This window comes from Streptomyces sp. NPDC059906 (assembly GCF_042730645.1).
Taxonomy (GTDB): domain Bacteria; phylum Actinomycetota; class Actinomycetes; order Streptomycetales; family Streptomycetaceae; genus Streptomyces; species Streptomyces rubrogriseus.
Map to the genome: position 1 here is coordinate 1 of NZ_JBHWKU010000019.1, position 17,479 is coordinate 17,479.

General features: G+C 74.3%; 9 protein-coding genes. 4 read left to right on the forward strand and 5 right to left on the reverse strand.

Annotation, left to right across the window (positions count from 1 at the left end):
- Window positions 1-474: 474 nt before the first annotated feature.
- A complete protein-coding gene (locus ACFV9J_RS25990; protein ID WP_102929878.1) occupies window positions 475-1,023 on the reverse strand; it encodes a MarR family winged helix-turn-helix transcriptional regulator in 549 nt (182 codons plus the stop codon).
- 145 nt (window positions 1,024-1,168) lie between these two features.
- Between ACFV9J_RS25990 and ACFV9J_RS25995 the strand changes: the two genes are divergently transcribed.
- A complete protein-coding gene (locus tag ACFV9J_RS25995; RefSeq protein ID WP_385357930.1) occupies window positions 1,169-2,446 on the forward strand; it encodes an MFS transporter in 1,278 nt (425 codons plus the stop codon).
- Window positions 2,447-2,503: 57 nt separating this feature from the next.
- Here ACFV9J_RS25995 and ACFV9J_RS26000 read toward each other — a convergent pair whose 3' ends face one another.
- Both ACFV9J_RS26000 and ACFV9J_RS26005 read right to left on the reverse strand, forming a co-directional pair.
- On the reverse strand, window positions 2,504-4,162 hold the full coding sequence (locus ACFV9J_RS26000) for a SpoIIE family protein phosphatase (RefSeq protein ID WP_385357630.1): 1,659 nt from the start codon (window positions 4,160-4,162) through the stop codon (window positions 2,504-2,506).
- Between the two features lie 182 nt (window positions 4,163-4,344).
- Window positions 4,345-5,724: an NAD(P)/FAD-dependent oxidoreductase gene (locus tag ACFV9J_RS26005; RefSeq protein ID WP_385357632.1), complete on the reverse strand. Its 1,380-nt coding sequence runs from the start codon at window positions 5,722-5,724 to the stop codon at window positions 4,345-4,347.
- Window positions 5,725-6,097: 373 nt separating this feature from the next.
- On the opposite strand from ACFV9J_RS26005, the gene ACFV9J_RS26010 reads away from it, so the two are divergent.
- Together ACFV9J_RS26010 and ACFV9J_RS26015 are read left to right on the forward strand one after the other, a co-directional pair.
- Window positions 6,098-7,006, forward strand: coding sequence for a TetR/AcrR family transcriptional regulator (locus ACFV9J_RS26010; RefSeq protein ID WP_385357635.1), 909 nt, complete (start codon window positions 6,098-6,100; stop codon window positions 7,004-7,006).
- A 182-nt stretch (window positions 7,007-7,188) separates the two neighbouring features.
- The gene (locus tag ACFV9J_RS26015) at window positions 7,189-9,255 is read left to right on the forward strand and encodes a sigma-70 family RNA polymerase sigma factor (RefSeq protein WP_385357638.1); all 2,067 of its coding nucleotides are present in this window, start codon (window positions 7,189-7,191) and stop codon (window positions 9,253-9,255) included.
- On the opposite strand, the gene ACFV9J_RS26020 is transcribed toward ACFV9J_RS26015, so the two are convergent.
- Together ACFV9J_RS26020 and ACFV9J_RS26025 are read right to left on the reverse strand one after the other, a co-directional pair.
- On the reverse strand, window positions 9,242-12,547 hold the full coding sequence (locus ACFV9J_RS26020; RefSeq protein ID WP_385357640.1) for a BTAD domain-containing putative transcriptional regulator: 3,306 nt from the start codon (window positions 12,545-12,547) through the stop codon (window positions 9,242-9,244). The genes ACFV9J_RS26015 and ACFV9J_RS26020 overlap by 14 nt on opposite strands.
- 600 nt (window positions 12,548-13,147) lie before the next feature.
- Window positions 13,148-15,274, reverse strand: a complete 2,127-nt coding sequence (locus ACFV9J_RS26025; protein ID WP_385357642.1) for an asparagine synthase-related protein — start codon at window positions 15,272-15,274, stop codon at window positions 13,148-13,150.
- Between the two features lie 712 nt (window positions 15,275-15,986).
- Here ACFV9J_RS26025 and ACFV9J_RS26030 point away from each other — a divergent pair.
- A complete protein-coding gene (locus ACFV9J_RS26030; RefSeq protein WP_030404821.1) occupies window positions 15,987-17,408 on the forward strand; it encodes a hypothetical protein in 1,422 nt (473 codons plus the stop codon).
- Window positions 17,409-17,479 lie beyond the last annotated feature (71 nt).

A 17,479-nucleotide genomic window follows, 5' to 3' on the forward strand; every position in this document is an offset into this window, starting at 1 on the left:
AGTTCTCAAGGAACGGACGCTTCCTTTGTACTCACCCTCTCGGGCTTTCCTCCGGGCGCTTCCCTTCGGTCTTGCGTTTCCGACTCTATCAGATCTTTCCGATCCGATTTCCTCGGTGCTTTCCAGGTTCCCGCTTTCGCGTTTCCCTTTCCGGCGGTTCCGACTCTATCAGATCCTTTCGGGTCCTGATTCCCCGTCAGAGGGGGGTTGTCGTCCCGGCTGTTGGGCCGTTCCGACGTCTCAAACCTTAGCGGACCCTCTCGGCGATTCCCAATCGGGGTCGATCGGGCCGACGAGTGCCCAGCGGAATTGAATTCGGGCGCGCCGAAGCCATTCCCACTTGGGGATCGTGCTGGTGGTTTGATTGCCGCTGCTGCGGCGGGAGGTGCTGCCGCAGAACCGTTACGGTCCGGTGGCAACCCGAAGAACTTTACGGATCCCGTAGGGGACTGTCAAGCATCGCTGTCAAGATCTTTAATCGAGGTCGCTGAGCCGGCCACCGGCGTCCGGCTGTGCGTGCTCCACCCTGCGCAGGAGGCGGGTCAGCACCTCACCGAGGGCGGTGCGGTCGTCGGCGGAGAGGTCCTGGAGCAGGTCCTCCTCGAAGACCGTGGCGAGGCGCATGGCCGCCAGCCACTTCTCCCGCCCCTCCGCCGTGATCGCGACGATCACCCGCACCCGGTTGTTCTCGTCGCGCTCCCGAGTGACCAGGCCCTCCGTCACCATGCGGTCGATCCGGTGCGTCATCGCGGCGGGCGTGAGGCCGAGGCGCTTGGCGAGGTCGCCGGGGCCGAGCCGGTAGGGGGCGCCGGAGAGCACGAGGGCCTTCAGCACCTCCCAGTCCGTGTTGCTGATGCCCAGCTCGGCGGTCTGACGGCCGTACGCGACGTTCATACGGCGGTTGAGGCGGGAGAGCGCCGAGACGATCTTCTCGACCTGGGGGTCGAGGTCCTGGAACTCGCGCTGGTAGGCGGCGATCTGCTCTTCGAGTGTCGGCTCGCCGGCGCCGGAGGTGTCGCCCATGGCTGCAGTATGGCACGCGGCTCCTTTGCTTTGAAGTCCTTCGGTATGTACTCTTTACATTCGAACTTTAGCTTCTAAGTCTTCAGCTCTAAGGGCTGGAGCGGACGATCCGAGAGATCAAGAGAGGGTGAACGTGACCAGGGCAATGGGCGCGGCGATGCGCCGGATCCACGTGGGCAACGCACTCAGCGCGTTCGGACTCGGCTTCACGGTCCCCTACCTGTACGTCTATGTGGCGCAGGTACGGGGACTGGGTTCTGTCACGGCGGGCCTCGTGCTCGCCGTCTTCGCCGTGGCCGCGCTGATCGTGCTGCCGTTCGCCGGGCGGGCCATCGTCCGGCGGGGTCCGCTGCCGGTGCTGCTGGTCGCCCTGGTCACCGCCGCGCTCGGCGCGCTGAGCCTCGGGCTGTCGGCCTCGGCCGGCACGGTGCTGCTGTCCGCCGCCGCGCTGGGAGCCGGGCAGGCCGTGATGCAGCCCGCGCTCGCGACGATGATCGTGGACTGCTCGACGACGGAGACCCGGTCGCGTGCGTTCGCGACGCAGTTCTTCCTGCAGAACCTGGGGCTCGGCGTCGGCGGGCTCATCGGCGGTCACCTGGTCGACACCACGAGCGCGTCGTCCTTCACGCTGCTGTTCGCCATCGAGGCGGCGATGTTCCTGGTGCTGGTGGCCGTCATGGCGACGGTGCGTGCGCCGCGTGCGCCGCGGATCGAGGGGGCGCCGGGACAGGCCGGCGGCGGAAGCTGGAAGCAGCTCCTCGGCAACCGGGCCATGGTGCAGCTGTGCGTCCTGGGCTTCGTGCTGTTCTTCGCCTGCTACGGGCAGTTCGAGTCGGGGCTGAGCGCGTACGGCGTCGAGGCGGCCGGGATCTCCACGTCCGCGCTGGGGACCGCGCTGGCGGCGAACACGCTGATGATCGTGATCGCGCAGTTCGCGGTGCTGAAGTTCGTGGAGCGGCGCAAGCGGTCCCGGGTCATCGCGTCCGTGGGGCTGATCTGGGCCGTGGCGTGGGCCGTGGCCGGGTACGCCGGGCTGGGGCACGGCAGCCAGACGATGGCGACGGCCGCCTTCATCTCGACGTACGCGCTGTTCGGGCTGGGTGAGGCGATGCTGTCGCCGACGCTGGCGCCGCTGGTGGCGGACCTGGCGCCGACCGGTCTCGCGGGGCAGTACAACTCCGCCTTCGCCCTGGTGAAGCAGCTCGCGCTGGCGATCGGCCCGGCGGTCGGCGGGCCGCTCGGGGCCTCGCTGCACGCGCCGTACATCGTGGCGTTCCTGTTGTTCTCGCTGGGCATCACGGTGCTGGCGGTGCGGCTGGGGCGGCAGCTCACCGATGTGCAGAATCAGCCGTCGCTGGCCAGGAGCCGGGTGGTCACGCAGGGCGGGGCGCCGGCCGACGCCGTGGTGGCCGCGGAGGCGTGAGCGGGCCGGGCGGGTAGCGGCGGGGCCGGGGTCCTTCGGTACCCGCTTCGCCGTCGGTCAGGGCTTCTGCAGGACGAACTCGCACCAGACGGCCTTGCCGCCGCCCGGGGTGCGTCTGGATCCCCAGTTGGTGGCGATCGTCGCGACGATGGCGATGCCCCGGCCGGACTCGTCCCCCGGCTCCGCGCGGCGGCGGCGGGGCAGGTGGTCGTCGCCGTCGGTCACCTCGATGATCAGGCGGCGGTCGGTACGGCGCAGCCGCAGCCGCATCGGCGGGGTGCCGTGCTGGAGGGAGTTGGCGACCAGTTCGCTGGTGGCCAGGACGCCGAGGTCGTGCAGCTCGGTGGGGAAGCGCCAGCTGGTGAGGACGCCGGAGGCGAAGGCACGCGCGCGTGGGGCCGCTTCCACGCCGCCGAGCAGCTCCAGGGCGGCGTTGCGGAACAGCTCGGCCTCGGCGCCCTTGCGGGCGGGGTGCTGGAGGACCAGGACGGCGACGTCGTCGTCGTGGTCCGGGGTGACGCCCGCCGAGCGGACCAGCCGGTCGCAGACCACCTGGGGCGTACCGGTCGCGCCGGACAGGGCGCGCTCCAGGCCGGCGATGCCCTCGTCGAGGTCCTCGTCGCGGCGTTCGACCAGGCCGTCGGTGTAGAGGACGGCCGTGGAGCCGGGGGGCAGGGCGATCGAGCCGGACGCGTGGATCCAGCCGCCGGTGCCGAGCGGCGGGCCGGTGGGTTCGTCGGCGCGCTGGACGGTGCCGTCCTCGTCGCGGACCAGGATGGGGAGGTGGCCGGCGGACGCGTAGACCAGCCGGCCCTCGTTCGGGTCGTGGATGGCGTAGACGCAGGTGGCGATCTGGTTGGCGTCGATCTCGGCGGCGAGGCCGTCGAGGAGCTGGAGCACCTCGTGCGGGGGCAGGTCGAGGCGGGCGTAGGCCCGGACCGCCGTGCGGAGCTGGCCCATGACGGCCGCCGCGCGGACGCCTCGGCCCATGACGTCGCCGATGACCAAGGCGGTGCGGCCGCCGCCGAGGGTGATCACGTCGTACCAGTCGCCGCCGACCGCGGCCTCGGTGCCGCCGGGGTGGTAGGTGGCGGCGACGCGCAGGTCGTCGGGCTCCTCCAGCTCCTGCGGGAGGAGGGAGCGCTGGAGGGTGACGGCGGTCTCGCGCTGGCTGCGTTCGCTCGCGCGCAGGCGGCCGGCGGCTTCGGCGTGGTCGGTGACGTCGGTCGCGAAGACGAGCACTCCGCGGCCGTCGCCGTTGTGCCCCGCGGTGACCGGGGTGCAGGTGAAGGTGTAGGAGCGGCCGTCCGGGGCCTTGCGGGACTTGAGGGTGCGGGGCCGGCCGCTGCGCTGGACCTGGTCCAGGAGCGGGAAGAGGCCCGGCTCGTCCAGCTCGGGGAGGGCCTCGCGGGCGCGGGCGCCGAGGTCGCGGATGCCGAAGGCGGCGACGTAGGCGTCGTTGACGTAGGCGAGGCGGTGTTCGGGGCCGTGCAGGAGGGCGACGAGGGCCGGGACCCGGCCGAGGACGTCGCGGACGGGCAGTTCGTCGACGCCGGGGACGTCGGCGGCGAGCGGGGCCTCGTCGGTCAGCTGTTCGGCACGGGCGGCGGGTACGGAGCCGTCCGCCCGCCGGTCCGGGGAGAGGGCCGTGTCGGTCCGCGCGGCGGCGCGGCGCTGTGTTCCGGGGAGTCGGGCGCTCCAGCGCGTGAAGTTCACGAATCCTTGCCTCGTGTAGTTGTCGGCGGCCGGGGACCGGGGCGGGCCGGGGCGGCCCGGGCCCCGGGGGCCGCGCTGGGGCGAGCGGCGGCGCGCCCGCGGTGGTGGACCAGTCTGGCAGGGTGCCCGCCTGGCCGACATCCGTCAGACGCCCCACTGGCCGGGGGAGTTCCTGAGTCCGCTCAGGACGACCCCTTCGGGTTGTGCGGGGGCTCCTGGGAAGGCTTTCCACCGGCCGCGAGTTCGAACTCCGCCCGCGGATGTTCGAGTGATCCCAGGGAGACGATCTCCCGTTTGAACAGCCCGGCGATCACCCATTCGGCCAGTACGCGGGCCTTGCGGTTGACGGTGGGGACGCGGCTGAGGTGGTAGGCGCGGTGCATGAACCACGCGGGGTAGCCCTTGAGCTTGCGCCCGTAGACGTGGGCGACGCCCTTGTGGAAGCCGAGGGAGGCGACGGAGCCCGCATACCGGTGCGCGTAGGTGTCGAGGGGCTCGCCGCGCAGGGCGTGGGTGACGTTGTCGCCGAGGACCCTGGCCTGGCGGACGGCGTGCTGGGCGTTGGGGGCGCAGTTCCGGCCGGGTTCCGCCGCGGTGACGTCGGGGACGGCGGCCGCGTCACCGGCCGCCCACGCGTGCGGGGCGCCGTCGACCGACAGGTGGGCGGTGCAGGCGAGCCGGCCTCGGTCGTCGAGGGGCAGGTCGGTGGCGGCGAGGACGGGGTGCGGTTTGACGCCGGCCGTCCAGACGACCGTACGGGTGGGGAAGCGGGAGCCGTCGCTGAGGACGGCGACGCGGTCGGCGCAGGATTCGAGGCGGGTGTCCAGGCGTACGTCGATGTTGCGGCGGCGCAGTTCGGTGACCGTGTAGCGGCCCAGTTCCTCGCCGACCTCGGGCAGGATGCGGCCCGAGGCCTCGACGAGGATCCACTTCATGTCCTCGGGGGTGACGTTGTGGTAGTACCGCGCGGCGTAGCGGGCCATGTCCTCCAGTTCGCCGAGGGCCTCCACGCCCGCGTAGCCGCCGCCGACGAAGACGAAGGTGAGGGCGGCGTCGCGGATGGCGGGGTCGCGGGTGGAGGACGCGATGTCCATCTGTTCGAGGACGTGGTTGCGCAGGCCGATGGCCTCCTCGACGGTCTTGAAACCGACGCCGTGGTCGGCGAGTCCGGGCACGGGCAGGGTGCGCGAGACGGAGCCGGGGGCGAGGACGAGTTCGTCGTAGGTCAGCCGGCGGGCGCCTGTCTTCGCCTCGTCGGTGGCGAGGGTGGTGACGGTGGCGGTGCGGGTCGTGTGGTCGATGGACTGGGCCTCGCCGACGACGACGTCGCACTGGCCGAGGACCCGGCGCAGGGGCACGACGACGTGCCGGGGGGAGATGGAACCGGCCGCCGCCTCGGGGAGGAACGGCTGATAGGTCATGTAGGCGTCGGGCGTGACGACCGTGATCTCGGCCTCGCCCCGCCGCAGTTCGCCCTTGAGATTCCGTTGCAGCCGCAGGGCCGTGTACATCCCGACGTAGCCACCGCCGACAACGAGAATGCGCGCACGTTCCTTCACCATCCCATGACGCACCCGGCGCTTGCGTTTGTCCACAGGCTCGTCAATTTGTGTGACCGGAGATCGTCTGGGCGCCCAGCCGCGGGAATCAACCTCGCACGGCCTGATCACGCAGGTCAGCGTGGGTGCGTGGGGGCTCGGAGGGCGGCACGTTCGGGGCGGGTGCGATCCGTGCTCCGATCGGGGGGCGCTCCGTGCGGAACGTGCCCCTTCTGAATTGACTCCCGCTCAACTATGTTCTTTCCCACGGCGTGCAGGGGGATGTGCTCATGGGGTCCGCGACGGGCGGGCCGCGCAACCGGGCCCGTTCCACGCACTCCGTTTTCGATGGCGGGGAGTGTCTCCGGGGGGAGACGTCATTACCGGGGGATTGTCTATGCATGTTCAGGATTCTCATTGGTCGTCCGCGTCGGCCGTCGCGCCCGGCGGTGCGATGAGTACGGCGGCGGGCGGCGCACGCGGAGACGTGGCACGGAGCGCGCCCCTGCGCGTGGACGCCCAGCGCAATCTGGAGCACGTGCTGCGCGCGGCGCGGGAGGTGTTCGGCGAGCTGGGGTACGGCGCGCCGATGGAGGACGTGGCGCGGCGCGCGCGGGTCGGTGTCGGCACGGTGTACCGGCGCTTTCCGAGCAAGGACGTGCTGGTGCGCCGGATAGCCGAGGAGGAGACGGCACGGCTGACCGACCAGGCCCGCACGGCGCTCGGGCAGGAGGACGAGCCGTGGTCGGCGCTGTCCCGCTTCCTGCGGACGTCGGTCGCCTCGGGCGCCGGCCGGCTGCTGCCGCCGCAGGTGCTGCGGGTCGGGGTGGCGGACGACGCGGAGACCGACGGTGGCGTGGGCGGTTCCGGTGGTGCGGCCGCCGGTGATCCGCGGGTGCCGCAGCAGCGGATACAGCCGGGCACCGGCGAGCTGCGGCTGGTGCCCGAGGAGTCGGCCGCGGCCAGGGCGTCGGCCGCCGTCGGAGGTTCCGTCCCGGACGCCGCGGGCCCTGTCGCAACCTCTGCCACCGGACCTGCGGCAGGAGCTGTGGCAGGTTCTGGAGCGGGTTCTGGAGCGGGTTCCATGGTCGGCGACGACGGTGCCGCGGCGCTGCTGGAGGTCGTGGGCCGGCTCGTGGAGCGGGCGCGCACGGCGGGCGAGCTGCGGCCCGACGTATCGGTGTCGGACGTACTGCTGGTCATAGCCACGGCGGCGCCCTCGCTGCCGGACCCGGCCCAGCAGGCGGCGGCCTCGGCCCGGCTGCTGGACATCCTGCTGGAAGGGCTGCGGTCGCGGCCGGTGTGAGACGCGGCGGCGCCGTCGGGGGCCCGTATCTCCTTCCCCGAACGGCTGAGCGTTATTACCGCGGCCCGTGAAGTCCGCACAGACGAGTGACGGTCGGCACAGGGGGGTCCTGAACAAAAGCCAATATGGCACGCTGACCCGGTGTTCGGACTGGCTGGGCAGGTTGGCGGGGGCTTTCCGCGATGAGCGTTGACGGGCGGGACGGGTCACTCGGTGACGGCGAGAGCGGTCCCGGTGACGTCGGGACCGGCGAGAGCCGGGGCGGCCGCACCGGGGACGGTGACGCCCGGGCGGGCGACTCGCCGCAGGTGCCGGGCCAGAGCGGTCCGCCCCGGGCCGGGCGGGACGCCGCTCCCGCCCGGGACGGCGTGCGGGGCCCCGGCCGGGACGGTGGCCGCGAGGGTCCCGCCGAGGACGAGCGCCCTGCCGGGACCGGTGTCCCGGCCCAGCGCGAGCTGCACGAGGACAGCGTCCTGCCGCCGCCGCGCGACCTGTACGACGACGGCATCCTGCCGCCGCCGCGCGAGCTTCCGGCGTCCGACGCCGAGCTGATCGGGCGGATGCGGTCGGGCGACGACACGGCCTACGAGGAGCTGTACCGGCGCCACGCGGACGCGGTACGCCGGTATGCGCGCACCTGCTGCCGCGACGCCCACACCGCGGACGACCTCACCGCCGAGGTGTTCGCCCGCATGCTCCAGGCGGTGCGCGGCGGTTCGGGTCCCGAGCACGCCGTACGCGCCTACCTGCTCACCGCGGTCCGGCGGGTCGCCGCCGGCTGGACCCGGTCGGCCGGGCGGGAGCAACTCGTCGAGGACTTCGCGGTGTTCGCCGCGCAGGCCGCGCACACCGCGAAGGTGCCGGACGACGACACCCTGGAGCTGGGCGCCGACGTCCGCGCGATGCACGAGGCCGAGCAGTCGATGGCCATGCGGGCGTTCCGGTCGCTGCCGGAGCGGTGGCAGGCCGTGCTGTGGCACACCGAGGTCGAGGACGAGTCGCCGAGCGAGGTGGCCATGCTCTTCGGGCTGGACGCCAACGGCACCCGTGTCCTGGCCAGCCGCGCCCGCGAGGGGCTCAAGCAGGCCTACCTCCAGGCCCACGTCAGCGATGCCCTCGCCACCGACGAGGAGTGCGCCCGCTACGCCGACCAGCTCGGCACGTACGCGCGCGGCAGGCTGCGCGTCCGGGCCGAACGCGGGCTGCGCAAACACCTGGAGGAGTGCGCGCGGTGCCGGCTGGCCGCGACCCAGATCAAGGAGGTCGCGAGCGGCATTCCCGCCGTGGTGCCCGTCGCGGTCATCGGCTGGTTCGGTGTCGCCGGGTACGCGAAGGCGGCGGGGCTCATCGCCGGGGGCGCGGGCGCCGGTGCGGCGGGAGCCGCGGGCGCGGCGGCCGCGGCGAGCGGCGGTGCGTCCGGCGGAGCGGGCGCCGGGGCCGGTGCGGCGGCCTCCGAGGGGCTGGGCGCGCCGGTGAAGGCGGGGATCGCGGCCGGTGTGGTCGCGGTGGCCGCGGCGGCGGCGCTGGCCCTGGCCCTGATCGGCGACGAAACCCCGGACAAGGAGCCGCCGCGGGCCGCCCCGCCCGCCTCCTCACCGGTGGCGCAGCCCGCCCCGGACACCCCCACGCCCTCGACCCGAGCGCCCCGCCCACCCGAACCGGTGGCGGCCCCCGAGCCGACGCCCACCCCCACCCCCACCCCCACCCCGAAGCCAAAACCGAAACCGACCCCCACCCCGACTCCCCCGCCGAAGCCGAAGCCGACCCCCACCCCGACACCTCCCCCGCCCCCTCCGCCCTCACCGCCGCCCGCCCCGACCGTCTACCAGTGGAGCGAGCTGGCGTACGACGTGAGCGGCGACGGCACCGGACCCGAGATGCGGCTGGCCGGTAGCAGCTGGGTGTGGCAGCGCTCCGGCCTGTCGGTCGACGACGTGTCGTACGCACACGGCGTCACCGTCAACGGACGCTCCTCGGTCACCATCGACCTCAACCGAGAGTGCTCGTCCTACGACGCGCTGGCCGGCGTCGACGACCTGACGATGAAGCTGGGCAAGGTCCACTTCTCGGTGTACGCGGACGACGTCCGGCTGTGGAACTCGGGGACGGTCAAGGGCGGGGACCCCGCGGTACCGGTCCACGTGGACATCACCGGACGCGAGACGCTGCGGCTGGTGACCGAGCCGCACAGCCCCTTCGACTCGTTGGCGCTCGCGGACTGGGCCCAGTCCCGCTTCACCTGCGCGTAGGAGCCTCGGGGACCGGCCGCCGCACCGCCGTCTCCAGCTCGCCGACGACGTCCCCGGGCGTGAGGCCGGCGCCCGCGGCCACTTCGGCGGCGTACCGCTGCGGGCCGAGGACACCGCGGGCGGCGGCCTCGGCCCGCTCGGCGTGCGCCCGGTCCGGCATGGGGCGCGGGCGGTCGCCGCGCCAGTGTCCGGCCGCGCCCAGCAGCCGCCCCGCACGGGCCTGGTCGCCGAGGTCGCTCAGCAGTCCGGCCGCGCTGTCCACCAGCGTCGCGAGGACCAGCTCGGCGCACCGCTCCTCGACGGCCGCCCGCAGGGTGTCCGCCAGCAACGGCAAGGCGGCGCCCGGTCCCGACTCGCCCGCCGTGACGAGCGCGTCCACCAGCCCCAGCATGGCCAGGAACTGCGGCGGCGGCGTGCCGCGCAGGCACTCCTCGCGGGCCGCCTCCCACAGGACGCGGGCCCGCGCGAACTCCTCGTCCACCACCGCGAGTCCGGCCCGCAGCATCAGGACGAAGGCCTTGGAGTCCACCACGCCGTACCGGTCGGCCGCGGCACCGGCCTCGTCGAGTACGCCCAGTGCCGTGCCGTGGTCCCCCTCGCGGTAGGCGATCTCGGCGAGCCGGGCGATGAGGAACGGCGCCTCCGCGAAGGCCCCCACCTCCTCGGCGAGCCGCAGTGCCTCCGCGTACTCGGCCCTGGCCTCCTCGTAGCGGCCGCGCACCATGGCGGCCTCGCCGAAGGCGCTGCACACCTGGGCCTCCACGAGGCGGTCGCCGACCCGACGGCTGAGCACACGCATCTCCGCCAGGTCGGCGTCGATGCCCGCCAAAGTGCCCGAGATGTCGACCACCGCGTGCGTACGGAACATGAGACTGGCGGCGATCTCCCACTCGCCGCCGTAGGCACGGCAGTTGGCGACGGAGGCGTCCATGGATCCCTGGACGTCGCCGGAGTCGCTGACGAAGAACTCGGTCAGCGGCCAGACGAGACCGGGCACCCGGGCCGCTTCGGGGCCGCCCGCCGCGAAGTGGTCCCGCACCCGCCGGACGTAGCGCCGCATGCGCTCGTCCAGCAGCCCCTCCCTCGGCTCGGTCTCGAAGGTGAGGAGGATGTGCATCATCCGCACCTGCATGCGCAGGGCGTGCAGTGGGTGCGTCGGACCGTCCCCGCTCCCGGCGAGGAGCGCGCCGACGAGGTCGGCGGCAGCGGTACGCCGGGCGAGGACGTCCGCCGCCGGTACCCGCCCGCCCCCCGCGTCCAGGGCGGCGCCGAGGCGCAGCACCCGCTCCAGCCACCTGACGCCTTCGTGCCGGTAGTTGCGCAGCCACCAGAACCAGCCCATGGCGAGCGCGAGGGCCGCGGCCTCCGGCTCGTCGCCCGCGGTGAGGGAGCGTTCGAGGGCCGCGCGGATGTTGTCGTGCTCGGTCTCCAGGCGGGAGATGTACGGCAGTTGCCCGGCCGAGCGCAGCAGCGGGTCGGCTTCCTGGGCCAGGGCGCGCGCCCACGCGCGGTGGGCGCGTTCGGCGGCGTCGCGCAGCCCGGGCGTCTCGGCGGCGCGTTCCCCGGCGTACTCGTGAATGGTCTCCAGCAGGCGATAGCGCATGGCGGCACCGTCCGCGCCCGGGTCGGCGACGACGAGGGACTTGTCGACGAGGGCCCCGAGGAGGTCCGCGGCGGACCCGGTGCCCACGGCCTCCGCGGCCGCCAGGTCCCAGCCGCCCGCGAAGACCGACAGTTCGCGCAGCAACGTGCGTTCCGCCTCGTCGAGGAGGTCCCAGGACCAGTCGACGACCGCGCGCAGCGTCTGCTGGCGGGGCAGGACGGTACGGCTGCCCGAGGTGAGCAGGCGGAAGCGGTCGTCGAGCCGGTCGGCGATCTCCCGCGGGGTGAGCAGCCGCAGCCGGGCGGCCGCCAGCTCGATGGCCAGCGGCAGTCCGTCGAGGCGCCGGCAGATCTCGGCGACCGCCTCCTCGTCGCGCAGGACCGCGTCCGCGTCGGGACGCACGGCGCCCGCCCGCGCGGTGAACAGGCGCTGGGCCTGCTCCTGGGTGAGCGGCTCGACCGGTCGCACCGACTCGCCGGGCACGCCCAGGGGTTCCCGGCTGGTGGCGAGGACGGTGAGGCCCGGACAGCGGGTCAGCAGGGTCTCGACGAGCCGGGCCGCCGCGCCGATGACGTGTTCGCAGTTGTCGAGGACCAGGAGTTGGCTGCGCGGGGCGCAGTACTCGACGAGCAGCGCGACGGGGTCGTCCTGGACGGCCGGCCGGTCGCCGGTCAACAGCACGGTCTCGCGCAGCCCGAGGGCGTTGACGACCGCGCCGGGCACCGCCTCCGGCCGGTCGAGCGGGGCGAGTTCGACGAGCCATGCCTGTTCGAGCCCGGCGGCGGCCTCCTCGGCGAGGCGGGTCTTTCCGGATCCGCCGGGTCCGGTGAGGGTGACGAGGCGGGCCCCGGGCAGTTCGGTACGGAGGGCGTCGAGTTCGAGTTCCCGCCCCACGAAGGTGGTCAGCCGAGGCCTGATGTTGCCCTTGCGTCCGCCGGAGGGGGCCCGCTCGGGTGCCGGGGCGGGCCGCCGCGCGCCCCCGGTGCCGAGCAGTTCGGCGTGCAGGGCGCGCAGCCGGGGGCCGGGCTCGGTGCCGAGGCCGTCGGCAAGGACACGGCGGGCGCTCTCGTAGGCGGCCAGCGCGTCGGCGTCGCGGCCGGAGGCGCGCAGGGCGGCGATGAGGAGGGCGTGCAGCGGTTCGTCGTACGGGTGCGCGGTGGTCAGTTCGCGCAGCCGCGGTACGGCGTCGTGGGCGTCGCCGAGGCGCAGACCGGCCTCGATACGCGCGCGGGTCGCCTCCAGGCGCAGGGCGTCGGGGCCGGCGGCGTGCCCGGGGAGGTCGGCCAGGGCGGGGCCGCGCCAGAGGGCGAGCGCCTCGTCCAGGTGCCGGGCGGCGGTCGGGGCGTCGCCGCGTGCGAGGGCGGTGGTGCCTCGCCGTACGAGGCGCTCGAAGACGAACAGGTCCACGTCGTCGCGAGTCGCCGCGAGCCGGTACCCGCCGGGGGCGGAGGCGACGGCCGCTTTGCCGACGGTACGGCGGAGGCGGCCGACCAGGGCCTGGAGGGCGGCGGGGGCGTCCTGCGGAGGGTCGTCCTCGGCCCAGACCTCGTCGATCAGCGTGGTGGGGGTGACGACGTCGCCGGGGCGCAGGGCGAGGGCGGTGAGCAGCGCGCGCAGGCGGGGACCGCCGGGGTTGACGACGGTGCCGTGGTCCTCCGTCTGGGTGACGCCCAGGATTCTGTACCGCACGGAGACATTGTCGCCGCACCGGTGCGGTGCGGGCATCCGGCGTGGTCATGGCACGCGGGGTGGGTGCGGGGGCGCGTGGTCCGGCGCTGTACTTGGTGCACGGCGTGGGTGCGGGGGTGGTGGATCGCGTGGCCCGGCGTGGGTGCGGGCGTGAGGGGGGACGCGGCCCTGCGTAACGGGGTGCCGCTGCGCCCACCCGTGCCGCCCCAGCGGCACGACTGCCCGCAGCTGCGGAGGGGGGGGCGGTGGCGGCGCGGCGGGTGAGCCGCGTACGGCGGGACGGGGCGCCGGAGAATGACGGACCGCAGCCGCGTACGGCGAGAAGGGGCGCCGAAGGACGACGAGCGATCAGCCGCGTACGGCGAGAAGGGGCGCCGGAGGACGACGAGCGGTCAGCCGCGTACGGCGAGGAGGGGGCGTGTCGGGGGGTGTCCGCCCGCAGCGGTTGGCGCGTCAACAAAGTTCGCTTCTGTGGCCGACCGATTTCGCGCCGTTCCGAGGACGGACACCCCCCGGCGCGGCCCCGACCCACCCACCGGACAAACGGCGCTACGCGCACCCCCACCGCAGCCGCACAGGCGCCGCAGGCACCCGCCCGCCTCAGACCCGCCGCACGACCGCCCCGGCCCCGCCCAGCGCCCCCCGCTGCGGCGCGATGCCCGCGGGTACCGCGCGCTGGCGGGCCGGGGTGCCGGTCCAGCAGGTGCCGCGGCGGGCCAGCAGGCGGCCGAGCCACAGCTCCAGCGAGACGAGGTCGGCCAGCCCGTCCAGCGGCAGCGGCTCACCCGCGGCCGCCGCCCGCACCGCCTTGCGCACGACCCGCGCCTCCACGAGCCCCGCCTCCGCGAGCAGCGGCCGGTCGAAGAGCCCCAGCAGGGAGTCCGCGGCGACCCGCAGCCCCGTCCGCGCCGTGGAGGCCGCCAGCGCCTGCGTGGGCGCCCCCCACCCGCTCGGCAGCTCGCTCACCCCCGCCCCCTCCAGCACCGTCCGCAAAATCGACGCCCGCGCCCCCGGCTGCACCCGCAGCGCCTCCGGCAGGGCCCGGCAGGCCCGCACTACCTGGTTGTCCAGGAACGGCGTGTGCAGCCGCTGGAAGCGGATCTCCGCGGCCTGCTCGAGCACCCGCACCTCCGCCGCCTGCCGCGCCAGCGCCGCCCGCGCCCGGAAGTCCCCCGGACGCTGCCCCGGCCCCACCCCCGACCGCTGCGAGGACGTCTGCAGGCGAACCGATACTTCAGCCAGCGCCTCTCCGGTCAGCCACCGCGCCGCCGGCCCCGCCCCGGCCCAGGTCAGCGCGGCCAAAGAGGCGTCCATCGCCCCGTCGCCCGGCGTGTCGAACCGTCTGCGCAGCAGCCGCTCGGCGAGCACCTCCAGCCCGCTCCGGTACGGCGTGCGCGCCAGCCGCCGCGCCGCCCCGTACACGCGCGCGGGGACCAGGACCGACCCGTCGGCCTTGGCCAGTGCGGCGACCGGCCGGACCAGATGGCGCCGCTTGCGGTCCATGAGCAGATCGGCGAGACGCGCCGGATGCGCGTCCAGCACCTGCCGCGCCCCGTACCCGGTGAAGTGGTCCGCGCTGCCCGCCGCCAGCCGCGCCCGGTGCCGCGCCGCGACGACCAGGGACGAGCCCGGTTCGTCGGTCAGCGGCCCGTCCATGGCGGCGTACGGCAGCATGTCCTCGCCGCCGGTGACCACCACGTGGTGCAGCCGCGGGTTGGCCGCGAGCGCCCCCGCCCGCGCCAGCTCGGGCTCCTGCCCGCCGACGGCGAGGTCGTTGAAGGTGACGGCCAGCAGCCGCTCCCCCGCCCCGGTGCCGTGCCCGAGCACGGTCCCCGGCATCCCCGGCAGCCCGGCCGCCAGCAGCGCCAGCGTGCCCGAGGCCGGCCCGCCGGACAGATCGGCCCCGATCCCCGGCACCGGCATCCCCCGCGCCGCCCGCCGCTCCGCGGGCCCCATGCCCGGGACGGGCCCGGGGTCGATGCCGTCCCCGGGGACGTGCCGCGGCGCGGCGAGCCGGGTGCGCACCGCGTCCACCAGGGCGTCCCGCACGCCGTCCACCGCGCGGTCGGGGTCGGCCGAGGGCGCCGCGACGGCGAGCGAGGCCACCGGTTCGTACCCGGCGATCTCCCGCGCCCCGGCGCGCAGGATCAGCGCGTGCCCCGGCGGAACACGCTTCACGCCGTCGTACGGGGTGGAGTCGTCCAGCGCGGCCGGCACGTCGGGCGTGGCGAGCAGCGCGGCGAGGTGGCCGAAGTCGAGGTTGGCCTCGACGAGGTCGGCCAGCGGCAGCGCGGCGGTCGCGTAGGCGGTGCCGGACGCCCAGGGGGTGTGGAAGACCGGCCGCGCGCCCGCGAGGTCACCGCAGACGGTGATCCGCCGGCCCACCTGGACGACGGCCGTGTAGCTGCCGGGCCACGCCGTCAGATGCCGCAGCGCGCCCCCGCGCGCGGCGAACAGCGCGACCCGCAGCTGCTCGTCGCTCGCACCGCAGATGCCGAGCACGGCGATCCGGGTCTGCGCGTCGGCGGCGACGACGCGCACCTCGTCGGGACGCCAGTCGCCCACCGCCCAGAGGGGATCGGGGTCGCCCCACAACGGCTGGGCGCCCACGGGCTGCACGGTCTCACCGTCGTAGCCGGTGGCCCCGGCGGAGCCGCCCGCCCCGGCGATCCCCGCTGCTGCTCCCACTCCCACGGCGGCGCTGCTCCACCCCACCAACCACCGCATCGACGCCTCCACAGGCTGGGGACAACCAGTGCACCGTACGAACTGGTTCCCCATGCTGCCATGAAGGGCGCGCCACGGAGCGTCGGCGGAGCCGCGTGTGCTCCGCGAATGCGCCTCGCGGAGACCCACGCGAGAACGCCGGGACATCGCCGCGGGACCGTCAACTCCCGTTCTCCCGCGGCGAAGACGACGCGAATGCGCCCCCGCAACGCGCCCTTTGGCTCCCCAACGCGCCCTCAACTCCCATGGTGGGGGCGGTTGTACCCCGAAATCACCAACGGTGATTTTCAGCCAAATCGGCGCCACGCGGCCGCACTCGAACACGCTCCGTACAAACTCCGCGCACCGCCCGTGAGGTCACCGGCGGCGCGCAGTCCGGGGGACGGGACTCGCCCCCCGGACCGGTCCGCCGCCCGCGGGGATGTAGGCGGCGGCGTCCCCCAGCCCACTGGATCCAGTACAGCGGGCCGACCCACGCACCGCCCATGGAATCGCTCCCGCCGTGGCCGGAGAAGAGCGCACGCACGGGCGCACGGCCACACATCGGGAGCACGCGGCAACAGACCGTGCATGCACCGCACTTGAGTACGGACCACAATCCCGCCATCCGGAACAATGCCTCTTAACGCCTGGGATGCGGCGAACTACGCTGGGTTTACGAATGCCGCGTGGTTATGCCAGCGCGGCAGCCGTCTGTGTCGAGGGGTGGCGCATGTCCAGGGAGCAACGCGGGCCGAACGAAAAGCTCGGCGCCGTTCTCGCCCTCGCGGGAATCAGCAACGCAGGACTCGCCCGGCGCGTCAACGACCTCGGCGCCCAACGCGGGTTGACACTTCGCTACGACAAGACGTCGGTGGCGCGCTGGGTGTCGAAGGGCATGGTGCCCCAGGGCGCCGCGCCGCACCTCATCGCGGCGGCCATAGGTCAGAAGCTGGGCCGCCCGGTGCCGCTCCACGAGATCGGTCTGGCGGACGCGGATCCCGCCCCCGAGGTGGGCCTCGCCTTCCCGCGGGACGTCGGCCAGGCGGTCAGGTCCGCCACCGAGCTGTACCGTCTCGACCTCGCCGGCCGCCGCACCGGCGGCGGCATCTGGCAGTCGCTCGCCGGTTCGTTCGCGGTGAGCGCGTACGCGACGCCCGCCTCCCGATGGCTGATAACCCCGGCCGACAGCTCGGTGGCGCGCGAGGTGGGCCCGGCGGAGGGCTCCGGCGCACCGCTCAAAGTCGGCCACAGCGATGTGCAGAAGCTGCGCGAGGCCGCCGAGGACGCCCGCCGCTGGGACTCCAAGTACGGCGGCGGCGACTGGCGTTCCTCGATGGTCCCCGAGTGCTTACGCGTCGAGGCGGCCCCGCTGCTCCTCGGCTCCTACTCCGACGAGGTCGGCCGCGCCCTGTTCGGCGCCTCGGCCGAGCTGACCCGGCTGGCCGGCTGGATGGCCTTCGACACCGGCCAGCAGGAGGCGGCCCAGCGGTACTACATCCAGGCCCTGCGCCTGGCCCGCGCGGCCGCCGACGTCCCGCTCGGCGGATACGTCCTCGCCTCCATGTCCCTCCAGGCGACCTATCGCGGCTTCGGCGACGAGGGCGTGGACCTGGCCCAGGCCGCCCTGGAGCGCAACCGCGGCCTGGCCACGGCCCGCACCATGAGCTTCTTCCGCCTGGTCGAGGCACGCGCCCACGCGCGCGCGGGCGACGCGGTGGCGGCCGGCGCCGCCCTGAAGGCCGCCGAGAGCTGGCTGGAGCGCGCCCGCCCCGGCGACAGCGATCCGACGTGGCTGGGTTTCTACTCCTACGACCGGTTCGCCGCCGACGCGGCCGAGTGCTACCGCGACCTGAAGGCACCACGCCAGGTCCGCCGCTTCACCGAGCAGGCGCTGTCGAAACCGACGGAGGAGTTCGTACGCTCGCACGGCCTCAGACTCGTCGTCTCGGCGGTGGCCGAGCTGGAGTCCGGCAATCTGGACGCGGCCTGCGAGCAGGGCGTGCGGGCGGTCGAGGTGGCCGGGCGCATCTCCTCGGCCCGTACCACCGAGTACGTGAAGGACCTCCTGCACCGCCTGGAGCCCTACGGCGACGAGCCGCGCGTGGTGGAACTGCGCGAGCGCGCCCGCCCCCTGCTGGTGACTCCGGCCTGATCGCCCGATCGCCCGCCCCTGACGGGTTTGAGGGCATTGTCAGTGGCGCAGTGCACTATCGAAGTGGGAGG

Coding starts and splice junctions, on each gene's coding strand:
- ACFV9J_RS26030 (WP_030404821.1), top strand. CDS start 15,987: ATGTCCAGGGAGCAACGCGGGCCGAACGAAAAGCTCGGCGCCGTTCTC.
- ACFV9J_RS26010 (WP_385357635.1), top strand. CDS start 6,098: ATGCATGTTCAGGATTCTCATTGGTCGTCCGCGTCGGCCGTCGCGCCC.
- ACFV9J_RS26025 (WP_385357642.1), bottom strand. CDS start 15,274: ATGCGGTGGTTGGTGGGGTGGAGCAGCGCCGCCGTGGGAGTGGGAGCA.
- ACFV9J_RS26005 (WP_385357632.1), bottom strand. CDS start 5,724: ATGGTGAAGGAACGTGCGCGCATTCTCGTTGTCGGCGGTGGCTACGTC.
- ACFV9J_RS25990 (WP_102929878.1), bottom strand. CDS start 1,023: ATGGGCGACACCTCCGGCGCCGGCGAGCCGACACTCGAAGAGCAGATC.
- ACFV9J_RS25995 (WP_385357930.1), top strand. CDS start 1,169: ATGGGCGCGGCGATGCGCCGGATCCACGTGGGCAACGCACTCAGCGCG.
- ACFV9J_RS26015 (WP_385357638.1), top strand. CDS start 7,189: ATGAGCGTTGACGGGCGGGACGGGTCACTCGGTGACGGCGAGAGCGGT.